Source organism: Amycolatopsis sp. BJA-103, assembly GCF_002849735.1.
GTDB lineage: Bacteria > Actinomycetota > Actinomycetes > Mycobacteriales > Pseudonocardiaceae > Amycolatopsis.
The window spans coordinates 2,970,875-2,987,457 of record NZ_CP017780.1 but is presented as its reverse complement, the minus strand read 5'-3'; the positions used below and the strand labels follow the sequence as shown (position 1 = coordinate 2,987,457).

At 69.9% G+C, this 16,583-nt stretch carries 17 protein-coding genes and 1 pseudogene; 11 read left to right on the top strand and 7 right to left on the bottom strand.

The window, feature by feature from the left end; genetic code table 11:
* Positions 1 to 4: 4 nt before the first annotated feature.
* Positions 5 to 466 carry a tautomerase family protein gene (locus tag BKN51_RS12870; protein WP_101607872.1) on the top strand — a complete coding sequence of 154 codons (462 nt, stop codon included), beginning with the start codon at positions 5 to 7 and terminating at the stop codon, positions 464 to 466.
* On the opposite strand, the gene BKN51_RS12865 is transcribed toward BKN51_RS12870, so the two are convergent.
* Complete coding sequence (locus BKN51_RS12865; protein WP_101607871.1) at positions 463 to 1,242, bottom strand: SDR family NAD(P)-dependent oxidoreductase; 780 nt, start codon at positions 1,240 to 1,242, stop codon at positions 463 to 465. The two genes, BKN51_RS12870 and BKN51_RS12865, sit on opposite strands and share 4 nt — an antisense overlap.
* Positions 1,243 to 1,327: 85 nt before the next feature.
* Between BKN51_RS12865 and BKN51_RS12860 the strand changes: the two genes are divergently transcribed.
* Entirely contained in the window at positions 1,328 to 2,173 is an 846-nt protein-coding gene (locus BKN51_RS12860) for a helix-turn-helix transcriptional regulator (protein ID WP_101607870.1), read from the top strand.
* Here BKN51_RS12860 and BKN51_RS12855 read toward each other — a convergent pair.
* Complete coding sequence (locus BKN51_RS12855) at positions 2,132 to 3,355, bottom strand: helix-turn-helix domain-containing protein (RefSeq protein WP_101607869.1); 1,224 nt, start codon at positions 3,353 to 3,355, stop codon at positions 2,132 to 2,134. The genes BKN51_RS12860 and BKN51_RS12855 overlap by 42 nt on opposite strands.
* Positions 3,356 to 3,507: 152 nt before the next feature.
* On the opposite strand from BKN51_RS12855, the gene BKN51_RS12850 reads away from it, so the two are divergent.
* Positions 3,508 to 4,338 (top strand): SGNH/GDSL hydrolase family protein, encoded by an 831-nt coding sequence (locus tag BKN51_RS12850; RefSeq protein WP_101607868.1) that lies wholly within the window; start codon positions 3,508 to 3,510, stop codon positions 4,336 to 4,338.
* 76 nt (positions 4,339 to 4,414) lie between these two features.
* On the opposite strand, the gene BKN51_RS12845 is transcribed toward BKN51_RS12850, so the two are convergent.
* Positions 4,415 to 5,596 (bottom strand): S8 family peptidase, encoded by a 1,182-nt coding sequence (locus BKN51_RS12845; protein WP_335645071.1) that lies wholly within the window; start codon positions 5,594 to 5,596, stop codon positions 4,415 to 4,417.
* A 269-nt stretch (positions 5,597 to 5,865) separates the two neighbouring features.
* Here BKN51_RS12845 and BKN51_RS12840 point away from each other — a divergent pair, with 269 nt between their 5' ends.
* On the top strand, positions 5,866 to 6,669 hold the full coding sequence (locus BKN51_RS12840) for a pentapeptide repeat-containing protein (protein ID WP_101607866.1): 804 nt from the start codon (positions 5,866 to 5,868) through the stop codon (positions 6,667 to 6,669).
* On the opposite strand, the gene BKN51_RS12835 is transcribed toward BKN51_RS12840, so the two are convergent.
* On the bottom strand, positions 6,649 to 7,305 hold the full coding sequence (locus tag BKN51_RS12835; protein ID WP_101607865.1) for an SDR family NAD(P)-dependent oxidoreductase: 657 nt from the start codon (positions 7,303 to 7,305) through the stop codon (positions 6,649 to 6,651). The two genes, BKN51_RS12840 and BKN51_RS12835, sit on opposite strands and share 21 nt — an antisense overlap.
* Positions 7,306 to 7,436: 131 nt before the next feature.
* On the opposite strand from BKN51_RS12835, the gene BKN51_RS12830 reads away from it, so the two are divergent.
* Entirely contained in the window at positions 7,437 to 8,390 is a 954-nt protein-coding gene (locus BKN51_RS12830) for a helix-turn-helix transcriptional regulator (RefSeq protein WP_101607864.1), read from the top strand.
* Here BKN51_RS12830 and BKN51_RS12825 read toward each other — a convergent pair.
* Positions 8,369 to 9,307 carry an AraC family transcriptional regulator gene (locus BKN51_RS12825; protein ID WP_101607863.1) on the bottom strand — a complete coding sequence of 313 codons (939 nt, stop codon included), beginning with the start codon at positions 9,305 to 9,307 and terminating at the stop codon, positions 8,369 to 8,371. The two genes, BKN51_RS12830 and BKN51_RS12825, sit on opposite strands and share 22 nt — an antisense overlap.
* 81 nt (positions 9,308 to 9,388) lie before the next feature.
* Between BKN51_RS12825 and BKN51_RS12820 the strand changes: the two genes are divergently transcribed.
* Positions 9,389 to 10,216 carry an NmrA family transcriptional regulator gene (locus BKN51_RS12820; RefSeq protein WP_101607862.1) on the top strand — a complete coding sequence of 276 codons (828 nt, stop codon included), beginning with the start codon at positions 9,389 to 9,391 and terminating at the stop codon, positions 10,214 to 10,216.
* A 32-nt stretch (positions 10,217 to 10,248) separates the two neighbouring features.
* Positions 10,249 to 10,740, top strand: a complete 492-nt coding sequence (locus BKN51_RS12815) for an anthrone oxygenase family protein (RefSeq protein ID WP_101607861.1) — start codon at positions 10,249 to 10,251, stop codon at positions 10,738 to 10,740.
* Positions 10,741 to 10,846: 106 nt separating this feature from the next.
* Here the strand turns inward: BKN51_RS12815 and BKN51_RS12810 are convergent.
* Both BKN51_RS12810 and BKN51_RS12805 read right to left on the bottom strand, forming a co-directional pair.
* Positions 10,847 to 12,078, bottom strand: a pseudogene (locus BKN51_RS12810) (RNA polymerase sigma factor).
* Entirely contained in the window at positions 12,075 to 13,208 is a 1,134-nt protein-coding gene (locus BKN51_RS12805; protein ID WP_101607860.1) for a glycosyltransferase, read from the bottom strand. Before BKN51_RS12805 ends, BKN51_RS12810 begins: the two are co-directional and overlap by 4 nt.
* A gap of 83 nt (positions 13,209 to 13,291) precedes the next feature.
* Between BKN51_RS12805 and BKN51_RS12800 the strand changes: the two genes are divergently transcribed.
* Genes BKN51_RS12800 through BKN51_RS12785 form a run of 4 tightly spaced genes read left to right on the top strand, consistent with a single transcriptional unit; the run spans position 13,292 to position 16,583 of the window.
* On the top strand, positions 13,292 to 14,329 hold the full coding sequence (locus BKN51_RS12800) for a hypothetical protein (protein ID WP_101607859.1): 1,038 nt from the start codon (positions 13,292 to 13,294) through the stop codon (positions 14,327 to 14,329).
* A 37-nt stretch (positions 14,330 to 14,366) separates the two neighbouring features.
* Positions 14,367 to 14,654: a hypothetical protein gene (locus BKN51_RS12795; protein WP_101607858.1), complete on the top strand. Its 288-nt coding sequence runs from the start codon at positions 14,367 to 14,369 to the stop codon at positions 14,652 to 14,654.
* Positions 14,651 to 16,051: a hypothetical protein gene (locus tag BKN51_RS12790; RefSeq protein WP_101607857.1), complete on the top strand. Its 1,401-nt coding sequence runs from the start codon at positions 14,651 to 14,653 to the stop codon at positions 16,049 to 16,051. The genes BKN51_RS12795 and BKN51_RS12790 overlap by 4 nt, the downstream gene beginning before the upstream one ends.
* A complete protein-coding gene (locus BKN51_RS12785) occupies positions 16,035 to 16,583 on the top strand; it encodes a hypothetical protein (RefSeq protein WP_101607856.1) in 549 nt (182 codons plus the stop codon). The genes BKN51_RS12790 and BKN51_RS12785 overlap by 17 nt, the downstream gene beginning before the upstream one ends.

The following is a 16,583-nucleotide window of genomic DNA, read 5'->3' as shown; positions in this document are numbered from 1 at the left end:
CAGCATGCCCATGATCGAAGTGACCGCGGTGACGGGGTCGATTCCCGAGGCGAAGACGCCGGCCCTGCTCGACGAACTCGCGACGATCCTGCTGCGCTGGGAAGGTGCGCCGGACACGGAATTCTTCCGCGAGATCACCTGGGTGTACCTGAACGAGATCGACCCCGCACGGCTCGCTGTCGGCGGGCGCGGCGGCGGGGAACCCCGGTTCCGCGTCGACATCACCGTTCCCGAAGGTGCGTTGTCGCAGCGTCGTAAAGCCGGTCTCATCGCCGACGTGCACACCGCTGTCGTCACGGCCGCGGGCCTGGACCCGAACAGCGCGCAGGCCTTGCACGTCTGGACCCTGATCCGTGACGTGCCCGAAGGAAACTGGGGCGCCGCCGGCCAGGCGATCGCCTTCGCCGACTTGAAGAACGCCGCCGCGGCCGCCCGCGAGAGCAGCCACGGCGGCGGGCCGGGTTAGCTCACCATGCCGCCGTCCACTCGCAGGACCGTGCCTGTCACGTAGGACGCGCGGTCGCTCAGCAGCCACGCGGCGGCCTGGGCGATCTCCTCCGGCTCGGCCACACGTCCCAGCGGGGTCTGGGCGTTGAGCCGGTCCAGGATGCCCGGCGAGGCCTCGACCCATTCGCCGAACATCTCGGTCATCGTCGTGCCGGGAGCGACGGCGTTGACGCGGATCCCCTCCGGGCCGTAGGTGACGGCGGCGGACGCGGTGAGGCTGTTGACGCCTCGTTTCATCGCACCGTACGCGGGGAGTTCCGGATTGGCCCTCAGGCTGCCGACACTGGTGTTGTTGACGATGGCCCCGGTCCCCGCGGTGGCGCGGATCGCCTCGATCTCGGCGACCATCGACAGCCACGGGCCCTTGAGGTTCACCGCGTAGATGTGGTCGAGATCGGCCTCGGTCACCTGATCCATCGGCCCGGGAGGCACGTTCGTCGCGGCGTTGTTGAAGGCGACGTCGAGCCTGCCGTGCAGCTCGACGGCACGGCCGACGGCCGTGCGGATGCTCGCTGCGTCGCCGAGGTCGCACACCACGTGGTCCGCGATGCCACCCGCCGCGCGGATCTCCTCGGCGATGGTCTTCAGCTGGGTCTCGGTGCGCGCGGCGAGCACGACGCGGGCGCCTTCCCTGGCGAACAGCCGCGCGGCGGCGGCACCGATGCCGCGGCCGGCGCCGGTGATGAAGGCGACTTTGCCGTCCAGCAGGCCCGAAACAGTCGTTGTGGTGGTCATGGCACCGAGACTTCACCCGCGTCCGGTGCCTATCCAGGCATCGGCGGTACCTGGCTGGCGCGCCGCCATCGTCCACACTGGAGGGGTGGACAGACGACAACTGGCGGACTTCCTGCGCAGCAGGCGCGAGCGGATCACCCCCGCCGACGTGGGGCTGCCCGCCGGGCCGAGGCGCCGGACCCCTGGGCTGCGCCGCGAGGAGGTGGCGCAGCTGGCGTTCATCTCGACCGAGTACTACACGCGGCTGGAGCAGGCCCGCGGTCCCCGGCCTTCGCGTGAGGTGCTGGCGGGGCTGAGCAGGGCGCTGCGGTTGTCGGACGCGGAACGCGATCACCTGCACCATCTCGCCGGTGCCCCGCCGGGACCGCCGCCCGGTCCCTCCCGGGAAGTCCGGCCGAGCATTCTCGCGTTGTTGCAACGGCTTCCGCAGGCCGCGGCGATCGTGCTGTCCGCGACCTACGAGGTGCTCGCCTGGAACGACCTCGCCGCGGCCTTGATGGAGGACTTCTCCGCCCTGCCGCGTCGCGACCGCAACCTCGTCCGGCGCGCGTTCCTCGGATCGCCGGAACGCCGGATGTACGGGGTGTCCGATGTGGAGGAGTTCTCCGCGAGCGCAGTCCGGAACCTGCGAGCCACCGCTGCCCGCTACCCCGACGACCCCGAGATCACCGGCCTGATCAGCGAACTCCTCGAAGGCAGTGAGGAATTCGCCCGGCTGTGGGCCGCGCACGACGTCTCCGCCGCGCCCACCCTGTGCAAGACGTTCCGGCATCCGGCGGTCGGCCCGGTCAGCGTGAACTGCGACGTGCTCGACATCAGCGACCGGGACCAGCAGGTGGTGATCTACACCGCCGATCCCGGAAGCCCGTCGGAGAACGCGTTGCGGCTGCTATCGGTCGTCGGGACGCAGCGGATGGACGTCCCGCTCTGAGTGCTTTGTAGGTTCCCTCGATACCAGCGGATCGATCCTCAGCGCGATGGCCAAGGCGAACCGCCCGGCCGGATCGTCGATCGTGCCGCCGAAGAGCGTCCGTAACTGCCGGATCCGGTATCGGACGGTCTGCACGTGGACGTGCAGTTCGACGCCGATCGCCTGAGGCTGGTCCGGCCGCGCGAGCCACGCCGCGAGAGTCGCGGTCAACCGTTGCCTCGCCGGTTCCGGCAACCCCGCCAGCGGCGCGAGGACGTCCTTCGAGAACTCGGCGGCGAGTTCGGGATCGGTGGTCAGGAGCAGGTCGATGCGGTGGTCCGTGGTGTGGACGAGAGCGCTGTCGCCGAGGGCCCCGGTGCGGGTCAGCCGCCACAGCGCGCTCGCCCGGCGGGCACTGAGCGCGGCCGAGTGAAGCGGCACCACCGGTCCGACCCCGGCCTGGTCGTGGCCGAGCAGGTCCCGTAGCCGGCCGAGGTACCACTCGATCCGGTCGGCGGGCATGACCACGGCCGTGAGGTCGTGGTGGCGGCCGATCAGCACCCGCCCCGGCATCCGGTCCAGCAGCTGCGGTGCGGCATCGGCGCAGGTGACGGCGATGACGAGACGGCCGGGCAGTACCCACGCGGCCTGGCTCGCGGCGTCGTCGAGCACCTCCCGGGTGGCCGCCGGTTCGGTGAGCAGGAGGCCGAGGAGCCGGTCCCGCCGCGCTTGCCCGGCCCGCGCCGCCTGTGACCGCGCTTCGGCGTACCCGTCGGCGGCCGCGGCCGAAAGCTCGGCGATGAAGGCGAAAAGCGCCTCGCCGAGTTCGACGATCGCCTGGGTCGGCAGCTCGACGGCGGGCGCCGCCGAGGTGAGCTGCCGCCAGACCCCCAGTGCGGCCGACTGATAGAAGCCGAGCATCTCCTCCAGGCTGCGCCCGGCGGTGTGCTGAGCCCGGCCCTGCGCGCGGTAGACCTCGCGATCGGTGGTGACGTCGGGATGGCCGATCTCGCTGAAGAAGGCGTCCAGGGCGACGTCGAGGGTGAGGTGGAGGTTCGCGGCCGTCCGGTCGTCCAGCGGGGTCCGCAGACCTGCTCGGACCTGGTCCATCGCGGCGGACGCGATCGCGGCGGTGTCGGGCTCCAGCCGGGTCAGCACCGAGGCGTCCAGCCGTCGCCAGGGCTGTCCCGACGGCATGGTCATAGAGGCAACCTACAAAACTCCGATCAAGTACGCGCGCCTCCGTTCTAGTGGTTCACGCGCTCCCGGCGGACGCTGACCGGAGCATTCGACGACGCATGCAGGAGGCGGCAGTGACACGTTCTCGCTGGGGAAGACTCGCTCGGATCGCCGCGGTGGCGGGCACCGCATTCACCCTCGTCGGAATCGGGACTCCGGCTCTCGCCGCGGCGGAGCGCCAGGTGTACGTCGCGATGGGCGACTCGTTCTCGGCGGGTTCCGTGGTCCTGCCGCAGTCCGACCTGTTCACCTGTGCCCGTTCCTCGATCAACTACGCGGGGCTGCTGGCGAAGCAGCTCAAGGTCGACGAACTGCGCGACGTCACCTGCGGTGGGTCGACCACGGCTCATTTCACCAACCCGCAGAAGGGCATCGTCTCCGGCACCAACCCGCCGCAGTTCGACGCGCTCTCGGCCGACACGACCCTGGTGACGGTCGGCATGGGCGGCAACGACATCGGGCTGGTCGGACTCGCCACGTCGTGCGTGAACCTGCTGCCGGTGGGCGCGTCGTGCAAGGCGGCCAACACCGCGGGCGGGGTGGACAAGTACGCCGTCAAGATCGACGCGTTCGCCGCGACCTACGGCACGGCCATCGAGCAGATCCGCCAGCGCGCCCCGCGGGCCACGATCGTCATGGTCGGCTACCCGACCGGGCTCAAACCCGGCGGCTGCTGGCCGCTCGTCCCGGTGCTGCCGCAGGACGCCGACTACATCCAGGGCAACATCGACCGGCTCAACGCGCGGATGGCCGAGCAGTCCGCCGCGCACGGCGCGAAGTACGTGGACATCCGGACGCCGAGCATCGGTCACGACGCCTGTCAGCCGATCGGCGTCAAATGGATCGAAGGGCTCATCCCGTCGGTGGTGAACAACAGCTTCGCGCCACTGCACCCGAACGCCGCCGGACTCGCGGCCGTGGTGCCGAGCATCCGCAAGGTGCTCTGACCCGGACGCGATGAAGGGGACTTTCATTGCGAAATTTGCAATGAAAGTCCCCTTCATTTCATGTGCGGGACGGCGATCAGGCGGTCGGCGCCCAGTACAGGAGCCGGTTCGGGGAACCGGAGCCCGGGTTGGTCACCTTGTTCGGGGTGGCCGCGTTGATCAGCGCGGTGGCCACCTGCGCCGGTGTGGCGGTCTTGTTGTTCTGCAGGAAGCGGGCCGCGACGCCGACCACGTGCGGGGTCGCCATCGAGGTGCCGCTGATGGTGTTCGTCGCGGTGTCGCTGGTGTTCCACGACGACGTGATGCTCGTACCCGGCGCGAAGATGTCCACCAGGCTGCCGTAGTTGGAGAAGCTGGACCGCGCGTCGGTGTTGGTGGTCGAGCCGACGGTGATCGCCTGGGTCACGCGGGCGGGGGAGAAGCCGGACGCGTTCTGGTTGGAATTCCCGGCGGCCACGCCGTAGGTGACGCCCGCGGCGATCGACCGGCGGACGGCGTCGTCGAGGGTGGTCGAGGCACCGCCGCCGAGGCTCATGTTCGCCGCGGCGGGCTTGATGTGGTTCTTGGTGACCCAGTCGATGCCGCCGATGACGCCGGCGGTGGTGCCGCTGCCCGAGTTGTTCAGGACGCGGACGCCGTAGATCGTGGCGCCCTTGGCGATGCCGTACTGCGAACCGGCGATGGTGCCCGCGACGTGGGTTCCGTGGCCGTTGCCGTCCTGGGCGACGGCGTCGTTGTCGACGAAGTCGTAGCCGTTGCGGGCGCGGCCGCCGAAGGTCTGGTGGCTGATCCGCACACCGGTGTCGATGACGTAGACGTTCACGCCGGCGCCGGTGGAGGTGTAGCTGTAGCTCTTGTCGAGCGGGAGGTTGCGCTGGTCGACGCGGTCGAGACCCCAGGACGGCGGGTTGACCTGCGTCGCGTCGGCGTGGACGACCTGGTTCTGCTCGACGGACGCCACCGTCGGGTCGGCGGCGAGCCGCTTGGCCTGCCTCTCCGACAGCGTCGCGGAGAAGCCCTTGAGCGAGCTGCTGTAGACGCGCTCCACCTTCGCGCCGAAGCGGCTGGCCAGCGTGTCCACGACGCCGGTGTCCTTCAGCGTGACGATGTAGCTGTTCGGGATCGCTTCGGGGGATCCCGCGGCGAGGATCTGTCCCTCGGCGGCTTGCGCGGGAGCGGCGGTGACGCTGATCGCCACCGCGACCGCGCTCGCCATTCCGGCACGGGACAGCCAACGCGCTTGTCTCATCTCTCGCATGTGTTCGTCCTGTCGTTCGCAGGGGACCGGCCGGTCAAGACCACAGCGGCGGAAAGCGGTCCAGCTCGACCGCATGGGACGGCACCTGCCGAATCCCACGAAGATCGAGGTTATTGAGCGTTTGACATGTCCGATATCGACTGAATGGGGCAGGACCCGACCTTCGTCTGGCGGCCATTGGCGGCGGGTGCCCTGCACGGAATGTGCACGTCGGCCCCTCCGTACCCTGTGGGTGGAACACCTCTCGAGCATCTGGAGTCCGAACCACCGTGCCAGCCCCTTCGAGCCTGCGAGCCGACTGCGAAAACTGCTTCGGCCTGTGCTGTGTCGTCCCGGCCTTCGCGGCGTCGGCCGATTTCGCGATCACCAAACCGGCGGGCCAAGCGTGCCCGAATCTGGGAGGGGACTCCCGGTGCGGCATCCACGACAAGCTCCGCACGAAGGGTTTCACCGGCTGCACGGTTTATGACTGCTTCGGCGCGGGCCAGAAGGTCTCCCAGATCACCTTCGGCGGCGAGGACTGGCGGAAGGCGCCGAAGACGGCGAGGTCGATGTTCGCGGTCTTCCCGGTCATGCGGGATCTGCAGGAACTGCTCTACTACCTCACCGAGGCGGCCGCGCTCCCGTCGTCGGCGCCGATCCGCGCCGGCCTGGCCGAGATGGTCGACCAGACCGAGCGGATGACCCTGGAGAAACCCGGCGTGCTGCGGGAACTCGACGTCCACGCGCACCGGGGCTCGGTGAACGGGCTGCTGCTGCGCGCGAGCGAACTCGCCCGCGCCGAAGTGCCCGGCAAGAAGAAGGACCGGCGCGGTGCCGACCTCATCGGCGCGAAGCTCAAGGGGGCGAACCTGCGCGGCGCGCTTCTGCGCGGGGCTTACCTGATCGGCGCGGACCTGCGGGGCTCCGATCTGCGGCAGGCCGACGTCATCGGTGCGGACCTGCGCGACGCCGATGTCCGTGGAGCGGACTTCCGGGACGCCCTCTTCCTCATCCAGTCGCAGCTGGACGCCGCGAAGGGTGACGCGACGACGAAGCTGCCGGAGTCGCTCTCACACCCCGCTCACTGGTAGTCCTGTGTGGACGATCTCCTGCTCCCATTCGCTCCGCGGCTGGGTGTGCAGCCGCCAGTAGTGCTCGGCGATGTCGTCGGGGTCGAACGGGCTCCCCTTCGCGACGGCACCGGCGACGGTCACCGTCGCGACGTGCACCCCTGACGGGCCGAATTCCGTGTCCAGCAAGGAAACCAGCGCCCGCACACCGGCTTTACCGAGCGAGAGGCTCGTGTAGGCCGGTACGGCTTCGGGCATCCCGCCGGTGACGATGATCGTGCCCGAACCGCGCTCGGCCATCCCGGGCGCGACGTGGGCGGCGGTGGTGATCGCTCCGACGACGTTGACCGACCACGCCGCGAGATGCCCTTCGACGGACAGCTCGCCGGGGGTGTCGGCCTGGATGATCGCGGCGTTGTAGACCACGACGTCGGGCTCACCGTGCTCGCGTCCCGCGGTGTCGAGAGCGGTTTTGAGCGACTTCTCGTCGGTCACGTCGGCGGTGAGCGCCAGCGCGGTCCCGATCTCGGCGGCCAGCGGATCCAGCGTCGCCGCGCTGCGGGCCACCAGGGTGATCGGCGACCCTTCCCGGGCGAACCGGAGTGCGACCGAGCGGCCGATGCCCGGTCCCGCACCGATGATCACTGTGCCTGCCATGTCTGCTCCTTCGAGGTCGGTCGCGGCCGACCCTAAAGCCTGACATCAGTGTGAGGGTCAAGCGCATTTCGTCCTCGGAACGCGGGCAAAGTGCGCATCGGATGAGCGGTTTGGCTGCCAGACTGAACCGCATGCGTGCCGATCGCCTGGTGGCCACCCTCCTGCTGATGCAGGCCCGTGGCCGCGTAACGGCTTCCGAACTGGCGGACGAACTCGAGATCTCCATCGCCACGGCCCGCCGCGACCTCGAGGCACTGTCGGCGGCGGGCGTACCGGTGTACCCGCAGCCGGGACGAGGCGGTGGCTGGTCCCTGATCGGAGGCGCACGCACCGACCTCAGTGGACTGTCCGCATCGGAGGCTCAGGCGCTGTTCCTGCTCGCCGGGCCGGCGGCGTCGGTCTCTCCCGAGGTCAAATCGGCGTTGCGGAAACTGGTCCGTGCCTTGCCGGACACCTTCCGGGCCGACGCGCAGGCCGCCGCGGACGCGGTCGTCATCGACCCGTCGCGGTGGGGTGAACGGGAAAAGGAACGCCCCGAGCTGCTCACCGTGCTGCAGGCCGGGATCGTCCGCCGCCGCAAGGTCCGCTTCGGTTACGCGAAGAAGGGCACGGAACCGGTCGAGCGGGTCGTGGATCCGTGGGGGCTCGTGGACAAGGACGACGTCTGGTACCTCATCGCGGGCACCGACAAGGGGCAGCGCACCTTCCGCGTCGATCGCATGTCCGACGCCGAGGTGAGCGACCTGCCCGCCGGGCGCCCGGACGACTTCGAGTTGTCGCGGGCGTGGGAGCAGGTGGTCGACCAGGTCGAGCAGCGCCGTTCGGGACTGGACGCGACCGTGCTCATCGCCGAGCGGCACCTGCCGATCCTGCAGGACCACTTCGGACGGCAGTCCGTCGTCGAGGAGACTCTCGATGACGGACGCGTGCGGGTGACGGTGTCGGCGCCGGTGGCGTGGATGATCGCCCAGCAGCTCGCGGGCTGGGGCTCGATGATCGAGGTACTGGGCCCGTCCTCGGTCCAGGACGAACTCGCGCGGATCGGCGCGGAACTGGTCGAGCGCTACGCGACGCCGGTGCGGTAACCCTGCGGGCTGACGCCGTGCTCGCGTTTGAACGCGGTGCTGAGTGCGAACGAACTGCCGTAGCCGACCTGCCGGGCGACAGCGCCGATCGTGACGTCGGGATGCTGGCGCAGGAGGTCCGCGGCGAGCGCGATCCGCCAGCTCGCGAGGTAGGCCATCGGCGGTTCGCCCACCGCGGCGGTGAACCGCCGGGCGAACGCGGCCCGGGAGACCCCGGTGTCGGCCGCGAGACTCGCCACCGTCCACGGCTCGGAAGGCTTGTGCTGCAACAGTTTCAGTGCCCGCCCGACGACGGGGTCGCTGTGCGCGCGGTACCAGGCCGGTGCCGCGGCGCCGGGCCGGTCGAACCAGGTCCGCAACGCGGCGACCAGGAGCAGGTCGAGCACGCGGTCCAGGACGGCTTCCTGACCCGGGCTGTCCTTGACGATCTCCCCGGCGAGCAGCGGCACGAGCGGGTTCTCCCATTCCTCGTTCCGGACGACCAGCAGCGACGGCAGCGCGTTGAGGAGCCGTTTGCTGATCTCGCCTTCCAGCGGGTACGTGCCGGTGAGCAGGACGACGGGGCCGTCCGGGTCGCTGCCCCAGGTGCGGACGCCGAGGTCGGACAGTTCGGTGAGGTGCTGTCCGTCCGGTGTCAGGCATTCCTGTCCCGGCAGGATCATCGCCTGCGGCGGGGTGGCCGGGTCGTCCGCGACGAGGTACGGGTCCGGTCCGCGGGCGATGGCGATGTCGCCGGTACCGAGACGGACGGCGTCCCCGCGATCGGGGACGACCCAGGACTCGCCGCGGACCTGCGCCATCACCGTCAGCGGCGCCTCGTCCTCGATGCGCAGCGACCACGGCGGGGTCATGACCGACTTCAGCAGGAACGCGCCGCGGGCGCGGGGTCCGTCGAGCAGACCGGCGAGGGGATCCATGCCACGAAGCGTAGACGATGAAACATGGAAAAGAGTCTTTGAACTATGTTCCGTCTCATCTTGAGGCGCTTGACTAGTGCCATGACAAACACGAAGAACAACGAGACGGTCCTGGTCCTCGGAGCGACGGGCAAGACCGGACGCCGGGTGGCGCAGCAGCTGACCGACCGGGGCATCGAGGTGCGGAAGGCCTCTCGGCCCGCGTTCGACTGGGACGACCGCTCGACCTGGACCGCCGCTGTCACCGGAGTCGGCGCGGCCTACCTGACCTACTACCCCGACCTCGCCTTCCCCGGCGCGGCCGAAGCGATCCGCGACTTCTCGAAACTGGCCGTGGAACACGGGGTCCGGCGACTGGTGCTGCTGTCCGGCCGCGGCGAGGAGGAAGCCGTGGTCAGCGAGCAGGGCGTCCGTGACTCCGGTGCCGAGTGGACGGTCGTGCGGGCCAGCTGGTTCGCCCAGAACTTCAGCGAGCACTTCCTGCTGGAACCGGTGCTCGCCGGCGAGATCGTGCTTCCGGCGGGACAGGTGACCGAGCCGTTCATCGACGTCGAGGACATCGTCGACGTCGTCGTGACGGCACTGACCACCGACGGGCACCACGGCCGGGTCTACGAGCTGACGGGCCCCCGGTTGCTCGGTTTCGCGGACGTGGCGGCGGAAATCGGCAAGGCTTCGGGGCGGGATGTCCGGTACGTTCCGGTTTCCGCGGCGGAGTTCGCCGCGGGCGCGGCCGAACAGGGCGTGCCGGAGGAAGAGATCGAGGGCCTGACCGACCTGTTCACGCGGATCCTCGACGGCCGGAACTCCTCGCTCACCGGTGACGTCGAGAAGGTGCTGGGCAAGCCCGCGAGGGACTTCTCCGACTACGCCGCGAAGGCCGCGGCCACTGGGGTCTGGAATCGATGAAACGAACGGGAATCGGAAGGGAGGCGACGGGAATGTCCACGCTCAGCGAGATCGTCCTGATCGCGGCCGTCATCGCGGCGGGGTTGATCGCGGGCTTGTTCTACGCCTACACGTGCTCGGTCATGCCGGGACTGGCGCGGGCGGACGCACGGACGTACGTGACGGGGATGCGGGAGATCAACATCGCGATCCTCAACGGCTGGTTCGCGCTGAGCTTCGGCGGCGCGCCCCTGCTCGCCGCGGTGGCGGCGGCACTGCACTTCCGATCGGAGCTGCGGTCGGCGCTGCCGTGGATCATCGCGGGTTTCGTGCTGCTGCTGGTGATGCTGATCGTGACCATGGCGATCAACGTGCCGCTGAACAACGCGCTCGAAGCCGGCTTCGACGGCGCCAACACCGACTTCGAGGCGTTGCGGGCGAAGTTCGAGGGTGTCTGGGAACGGTGGAACCTGGTCCGCACCTTGGCCGCGATCGGCGGCTTCGGCGCTCTGGTGGGCGGGCTGATCGTGCACACCCGCGCCTGATCCGCTCCGCGAGTGTCATGAAAGGGGCTTTCAGGACGGAAAACGTCTTGAAGGCCCCTTTCATGCTCGGTCATTAACGCGCCGCCTCGATGCCGACATCCCGGCGTCAGGAGATTTCGGCGAGTTTCCCCGTCAGGTAGGCACGCTCGGCCTCGGTGCCGGTGAGCGTCAGCGCCTCGCGATAGGCCTCCGCCGCCTCCTCGAACCGGTCGAGACGCCGGAGCAGGTCCGCGCGGGTCGCGGGAAGCAGGTGGTAGCCGGGGAGACTTCCGTCCGCGGTGAGCTTGTCCACCAGTCCGAGTCCGGCCTCGGGACCTTCGGCCATCGCCACGGCGACCGCGCGGTTCAACTCGACGACCGGCGAGGGCACGAAACGCAGCAGTTCCCGGTAGAGGGCGGCGATCTGGGCCCAGTCGGTGTCGGAAGCGCGGGCCGCGGTCGCGTGACAGGCGGCGATGGCGGCCTGGATCTGGTACGGCCCGGCACTCCCCGGTGGAGCGCGGTCTCCAGCAGTTCGGTGCCCTCGGTGATCTCGGCGGTGTTCCAGCCGCCGCGATCCTGGTTCTCGAGCGAGACGAGGGTGCCCTCGCCGTCGACCCGGGTGGCCCGGCGGGCGTCGTGCAGGAGCAGCAGGGCCAGCAGGCCGAGGACCTCGGGTTCGCCCGGCATCAGTCCGGCGAGGATCCTGGCGAGGCGGATGGCCTCCGCGGACAGGTCGGTCCGCAGCAGGTCGGTGCCCGCGCTGGCCGAGTAGCCCTCGTTGAACAGCAGGTACAGCATCCCCAGCACGGCGGCCGTGCGTTCGGGCAGCTGAGCCGACGGCGGCACGCGGTACGGGATGCCCGCGGTACGGATCTTCCGTTTCACCCGGACCAGGCGCTGCGACATCGTCGCCTCGGAGACGAGGAAGGCGCGGGCGATCTCGGCGGTGGTGAGCCCGGCCAGCGTCCGCAGTGCGAGCGCGACCTGGCCTTCCATCGGCAGGACGGGGTGGCAGCAGGTGAAGATCAGGCGGAGCCTGTCGTCGTGGACGCCGCTCTCGTCCCATTCCGGCTCGGCGGGCGCGGTCAGTTCGGCGGCTTCCCGCAGTTTCTCCGCGCCGACGGCTTCCCGCCGGATCCGGTCGGTGGCACGGTTGCGCGCGGTCGTGGTGAGCCAGGCACCGGGTTTCGCCGGGACGCCGTCGCGGGGCCAGGTGCGCAGCGCGAGCGCGAACGCCTCCTGGACGCATTCCTCGGCCAGGTCCCAGTCGCCGGTGACCCGGATCAGCGTCGCGAACACCTGACCGGACTCCTCGCGGAACGCCCGGGTGATCGCCGTGTCGAGCTCGGTGGTCACCCGAGCAACCCCTCGAGCAGCGGAACGGTCTTCTCCGGCGGCGGGTACGCGGTGACCTCGTCCCGTAGCCGCCCGGCCGCGTCCCGATAGGACGGTTCCCGCAGCGCGGAGGTCACGGCGTCACGGATGTCCTCGGGTGTCGCGTGGATGACGTCGAGGACGGTGCCGAGCCCGAGTTCGGTGACACGGTCGCCGTTGTGGGGCTGGTCGGCGCCCATGGGCAGCAGTGCCATCGGCAAGCCGTGCGTGATCGCGCCCAGCAGGCTGCCGGAGCCGCCGTGGCTGAGGACCGCGTCGCAGTACGGGAGGACGTCGTCCTGCGGCAGGTACTTCGCGAGGTGGATGTGCTCCGGCTGCGGACCGAACTCGGCGGGGTCGATGAGGTTCCCGACGGTCACCACACAGGTCGCGTCGACGTCCCGCAGACCGGCCAGCGCCCGGGCGAACAGATCGCCGGACTCGGTGTTGAAGATGGTGCCGAGGGTGAAGTAGAGCGTCGGACGACCTTCGACGTGCCACTCCGGCACCGGGCCGCGGCCGGGAACGGGCGTGTGGAAGGGCCACGTGGTCGACGGCAGCGGGAACCGGGGATCACGGAAGCTCGCGGGGAACGGGGAGAGCACGAGATGGCGGGTCGCCATCTCCAGGTCCCGCTGCGGGGGAAGCCCGTGGACGGCGCGGACCTCGTTGAGCGCGTCGTCGATCAGTTCGGCGCGGATGAGAGCGCCGGTGGCGGTGACCAGGACGGTCGCGTGGGGAAGACCGAGCTTTTCGGCGACGATCATCGCGCCGTGATCGGCTTCGTCGCAGACGAGGAGATCGGGGGACCAGTGTTCGCACAGCGCCGAGACGTCTTCCGCGCGGCGGGGCGCGGTACGGCGGACGAAACCGTCGCGCAGGTCGGCGTCCTCGCGGTCCTTGTCGACGGGGAGCAACGGGTGCCGTTCACCCTTGCTACCGAGGTTGGGGCCTGACGGGAAGGCGGGGAAACCGGCGGCCTCGACGATCGGGACCATCATCGGCTCGCCGGTGAACGCGACGGTGTGACCCGCTTCGACGAGCGCGCGGGCGATCGGGAGAAGCGGGCGGAAGTGACCGTTGCCGCCGGCGAAAGTGAAGAGAACACGCACGAAGTCGACCCTATCGGCGGGTCCAACGGTTTTCCCGGCGTTGCCCCGCTTCCCACCCCGCGGGGCAGCGCTACCCTGCTGCGGTGATCGATACGGACGCCGACGAGGTCCGGCTGTGCGCGCTGGAAGGCTGCGAGAACCCCTTGCCCCCGCCCGCGGTGGACGCCGAGGGAAGACGCAAGGGCGGGCGGCCTTCGGCCTACTGCAGTAAGACGCACGCCGACGCCGCGTCGCGGGCCCGCCGTGCCGCCGCGGTGGCGAGCGTGGCCGATCCCTTGCTCGAGGTCCGCCGTATCGCCGACGAGTTCACCCCGGCGGCGGCGTCGCTCGTGGAACTGCTGGACGCGATGCGCTCGCGGTTCGACGACGCCGCCGAGGCGGCGCTGGGACGGGTCACCGAAGCCGAGACCGAGGCCGCCACGGCCAAGCGCGAGGCCGAGGACGCCCAGCAGGCGGCGGCGAAGGCCGACACGGCGCGCGCGACCGCGCTGGCCGCGTCCCGCGACGACAAAATGGCCAAGGCCAAGGCGGAACGCACGGCCGAGCAGGCCTTGAAGGACGCCGAGGAGACCCGTCAGCGTTCGTGGACCGAGATCGCCGCCCACGAACGGGCCCGAGGCGCCGCGGAAGCCGCGACCGTGGCGGCCGAACGCGCCCGCGACACGCTGGTCTCCGATCTCCGGACCTTGCGTGAGGACTTCGCGGCCGTCCGGGAGGAAAAGACGCGACTGACCGCGGATCTGGGTGAGCGGGACACGGCGCTGGCCCGCGCGGTGGCCGAACTCGAAGCCCTGCTGGACCGGCTCGACGAGGCGAAGGCCCGGGTGACGGTGTCCGAAAAGGACTGTGTCGCCGCACGGGCGGAATCCGCCGTCCTGCGCGGAGATCTGGACCGCGTCCGCGCGTCACTCGCGGAAGAACACACGGCCAGGAGCCTCGCCGAGGCGCGAGTGACAGCGCTGGGCGAGGAACTGGAACGGGCGCAGGCCCGCGCAGCGGCGGATCAGGCGCGGTACGACGACGTCGTCCGGCAGCTGGCCGAACTCGCCCGCCCGCCGGTGGTGGAGGAAGCGCCCGTTCTCTCGCCCGAATCGGGTGTGGAGGCTTCGGAGCTCAAGTAGAGTCCGCTGACCTATCCAGGGTTGGGGGTCGCGGGCGGTGAGCGGGTACGAGGTCGAGATCGGTCAGCTGCGGAACGCGGCCAAGGCCGCGGGATCCGCCGCGGACCAGGCCAGAGGCGTGGAACCCGGTACCGGCTTGGACGCGATAGCGACGGCGTTGCCGGGAGGGGACGCGGCGAAGAGCGCGCCCACGCTGGCCTCGACGTTCAACGAGCGCGCGAAGGGGCGTGCCGACGAGATCGACCGATGGAGCGAATCGATCACGGCGGCTGCGAAGGCGTACTCCGAAAACGAGCGCTCCGCGGAAGAGGCTTTCGGGGAATGACGGTCGGGTACGACGACGTCCGCAAATGGGACGCTGAGGCGCTCAACGCGTCGGCCACCAACCTGAGTGGGCGGCGGGACAAACTCATCGGACTGCAGGACGAACTCGACGACGCCAGGAAGCTGCCCGATTGGCACGGCCCCGCCGGTGAGCGTGCCCGCGGTTCGCTGGGAGACACGCGGGACAAGGCCGAAATCCTGATCGCAGAGCTGTCCGCTGTCGAACGCGGCCTGCAGAACGCGTCGGACGACGTATCCGCCCTGAAGACCCGGGTCGCCAACAACGACTCCCTCGCCGACACCTACCAGTTCCGTATCGCCGCGGACGGCGCGATCGTGGACGGCAAACCCGCCGACCCTCCGCCGAAGTCGCGGTTCGAGGCCGAAGACCGCGCCGAGACCGCCCGGCACCGCGAAACCATCAGGAAGCAGCTGGAGCAGGAAACCAAGGCGATCCTCACCACGGCGAACAACATCGACGCCGCCCTCGCCAGGGTGATGCGGCTGGCGCAGGACGGCGAGATCAGCGACCACGGAGCGACCACCCTGGCCGGCGCCAAGAAGGGCGGGGAGATCGACGCCCAGGTGGTCGAGATGGAACAGGCGTTGCGCGACGCCGGGCTGCTGAGCGGGCCGCCCGCGTCCGGCCATTACCGGCAGTGGCTCGAGAACGCCGTCCTCCGGGGTGTTCCGATCGACACGATCAAGAAGATCGCCGACGAACACGACATCACGCCGGAGGACTTCGAGGTCCTGGACGGGATGGAAGAGATCCGCGAGGACGAGGACGGCGACGGGACCTTCAAGTCGTACTTCCTGATGCCGACCGACATCAGCGGGGACGACGCCGCCAAGGCGGTGCGGATGACCTACATCATGAACGCGGGCACCGACTACGGCACCGAAGGCGAAAAGACCGACTTCGCGCCGACCCCGTACGGATCCGAGGAACTGCGGCGGATCACCGAGCGGCAACGGGAGAACTCCTGGAGCTACGACGACGATGTCGGCTTCGTGCACGACAACGGCGGGCGGCTGGTGACCACCCCGAACGGCATGATGATGGGCCTGGGCGGGAACCTCATCCAGGACCAGTTCAGCCAACGCGGCGGGACGACCTGGGGCGACACGTTCATGCTGAACATCGACGACCCGAAGGATCCGGCGCAACAGCTTCGCGAGGTCGCGAAGTCGGGCCACGCCTGGTACGAGGACGACAAGGGTGCGTCCCAGGGCTCGCTCGACATGGACCGGCTGCTGCACCACGAAGAGCGCCACTCCCAGCAATGGGGGCGCGAAGGTTATACGGGTTTCCTCGCCTCCTACGCGTGGGAGCAGGTCACCGGCGGCAACGAGACCGAGGAAGACGCTGGACTGTCCGATGGCGGATACCATTAAGTGGCCGCGCGCCGCCTGCGCCGCCTTGCTCGTGGTGGCGGTGACCGCGTGCGATACCAAGGCGCAGTTCGCGCCGTCGCTGCCGCCCGCGGCCGGGTTCCGCGTCGACGGCGGCGTCCTGAAGCTGTGGACCGGTACCCCGTGTGAGGGCGTCATCCGCCTGAGGCTGACCTTCGACTCGGGCACCCAGCAGAGCACGGAGCAGGTGTGGACCGCGCCGCAGCCGGGAGTGCGGGTGGAACGCCTGGACCTGCTGAGGACCGGCGGGGGATCGTCGCCGGACGGGCCTCTCCAGGTCCAGACGCCGTTGCCCACTGGCTACGACTGGACCAAGTCGGGCTCGATCGCCGTCACCGTCGATGGTCCGCAAGCGAACGGTGCCAAGGCCGACGTCGCCCGGGTGCTGCGCGACTCGGCCCAGCACCCGCCCGGGAGCTACCTGTTCGGCGAGCGCGGCTGGATGGACGTCGCGGAGGTCCAGCGCGAGAACCGGAAGTCGTTCCTGACCATCTGCACTCCCGACCCGGAGTGA

Coding starts and splice junctions, on each gene's coding strand:
- BKN51_RS12870 (WP_101607872.1), top strand. CDS start 5: ATGCCCATGATCGAAGTGACCGCGGTGACGGGGTCGATTCCCGAGGCG.
- BKN51_RS12865 (WP_101607871.1), bottom strand. CDS start 1,242: ATGACCACCACAACGACTGTTTCGGGCCTGCTGGACGGCAAAGTCGCC.
- BKN51_RS12855 (WP_101607869.1), bottom strand. CDS start 3,355: ATGACCATGCCGTCGGGACAGCCCTGGCGACGGCTGGACGCCTCGGTG.
- BKN51_RS12845 (WP_335645071.1), bottom strand. CDS start 5,596: ATGCGAGAGATGAGACAAGCGCGTTGGCTGTCCCGTGCCGGAATGGCG.
- BKN51_RS12835 (WP_101607865.1), bottom strand. CDS start 7,305: ATGGCAGGCACAGTGATCATCGGTGCGGGACCGGGCATCGGCCGCTCG.
- BKN51_RS12830 (WP_101607864.1), top strand. CDS start 7,437: ATGCGTGCCGATCGCCTGGTGGCCACCCTCCTGCTGATGCAGGCCCGT.
- BKN51_RS12825 (WP_101607863.1), bottom strand. CDS start 9,307: ATGGATCCCCTCGCCGGTCTGCTCGACGGACCCCGCGCCCGCGGCGCG.
- BKN51_RS12820 (WP_101607862.1), top strand. CDS start 9,389: ATGACAAACACGAAGAACAACGAGACGGTCCTGGTCCTCGGAGCGACG.
- BKN51_RS12815 (WP_101607861.1), top strand. CDS start 10,249: ATGTCCACGCTCAGCGAGATCGTCCTGATCGCGGCCGTCATCGCGGCG.
- BKN51_RS12790 (WP_101607857.1), top strand. CDS start 14,651: ATGACGGTCGGGTACGACGACGTCCGCAAATGGGACGCTGAGGCGCTC.
- BKN51_RS12785 (WP_101607856.1), top strand. CDS start 16,035: ATGGCGGATACCATTAAGTGGCCGCGCGCCGCCTGCGCCGCCTTGCTC.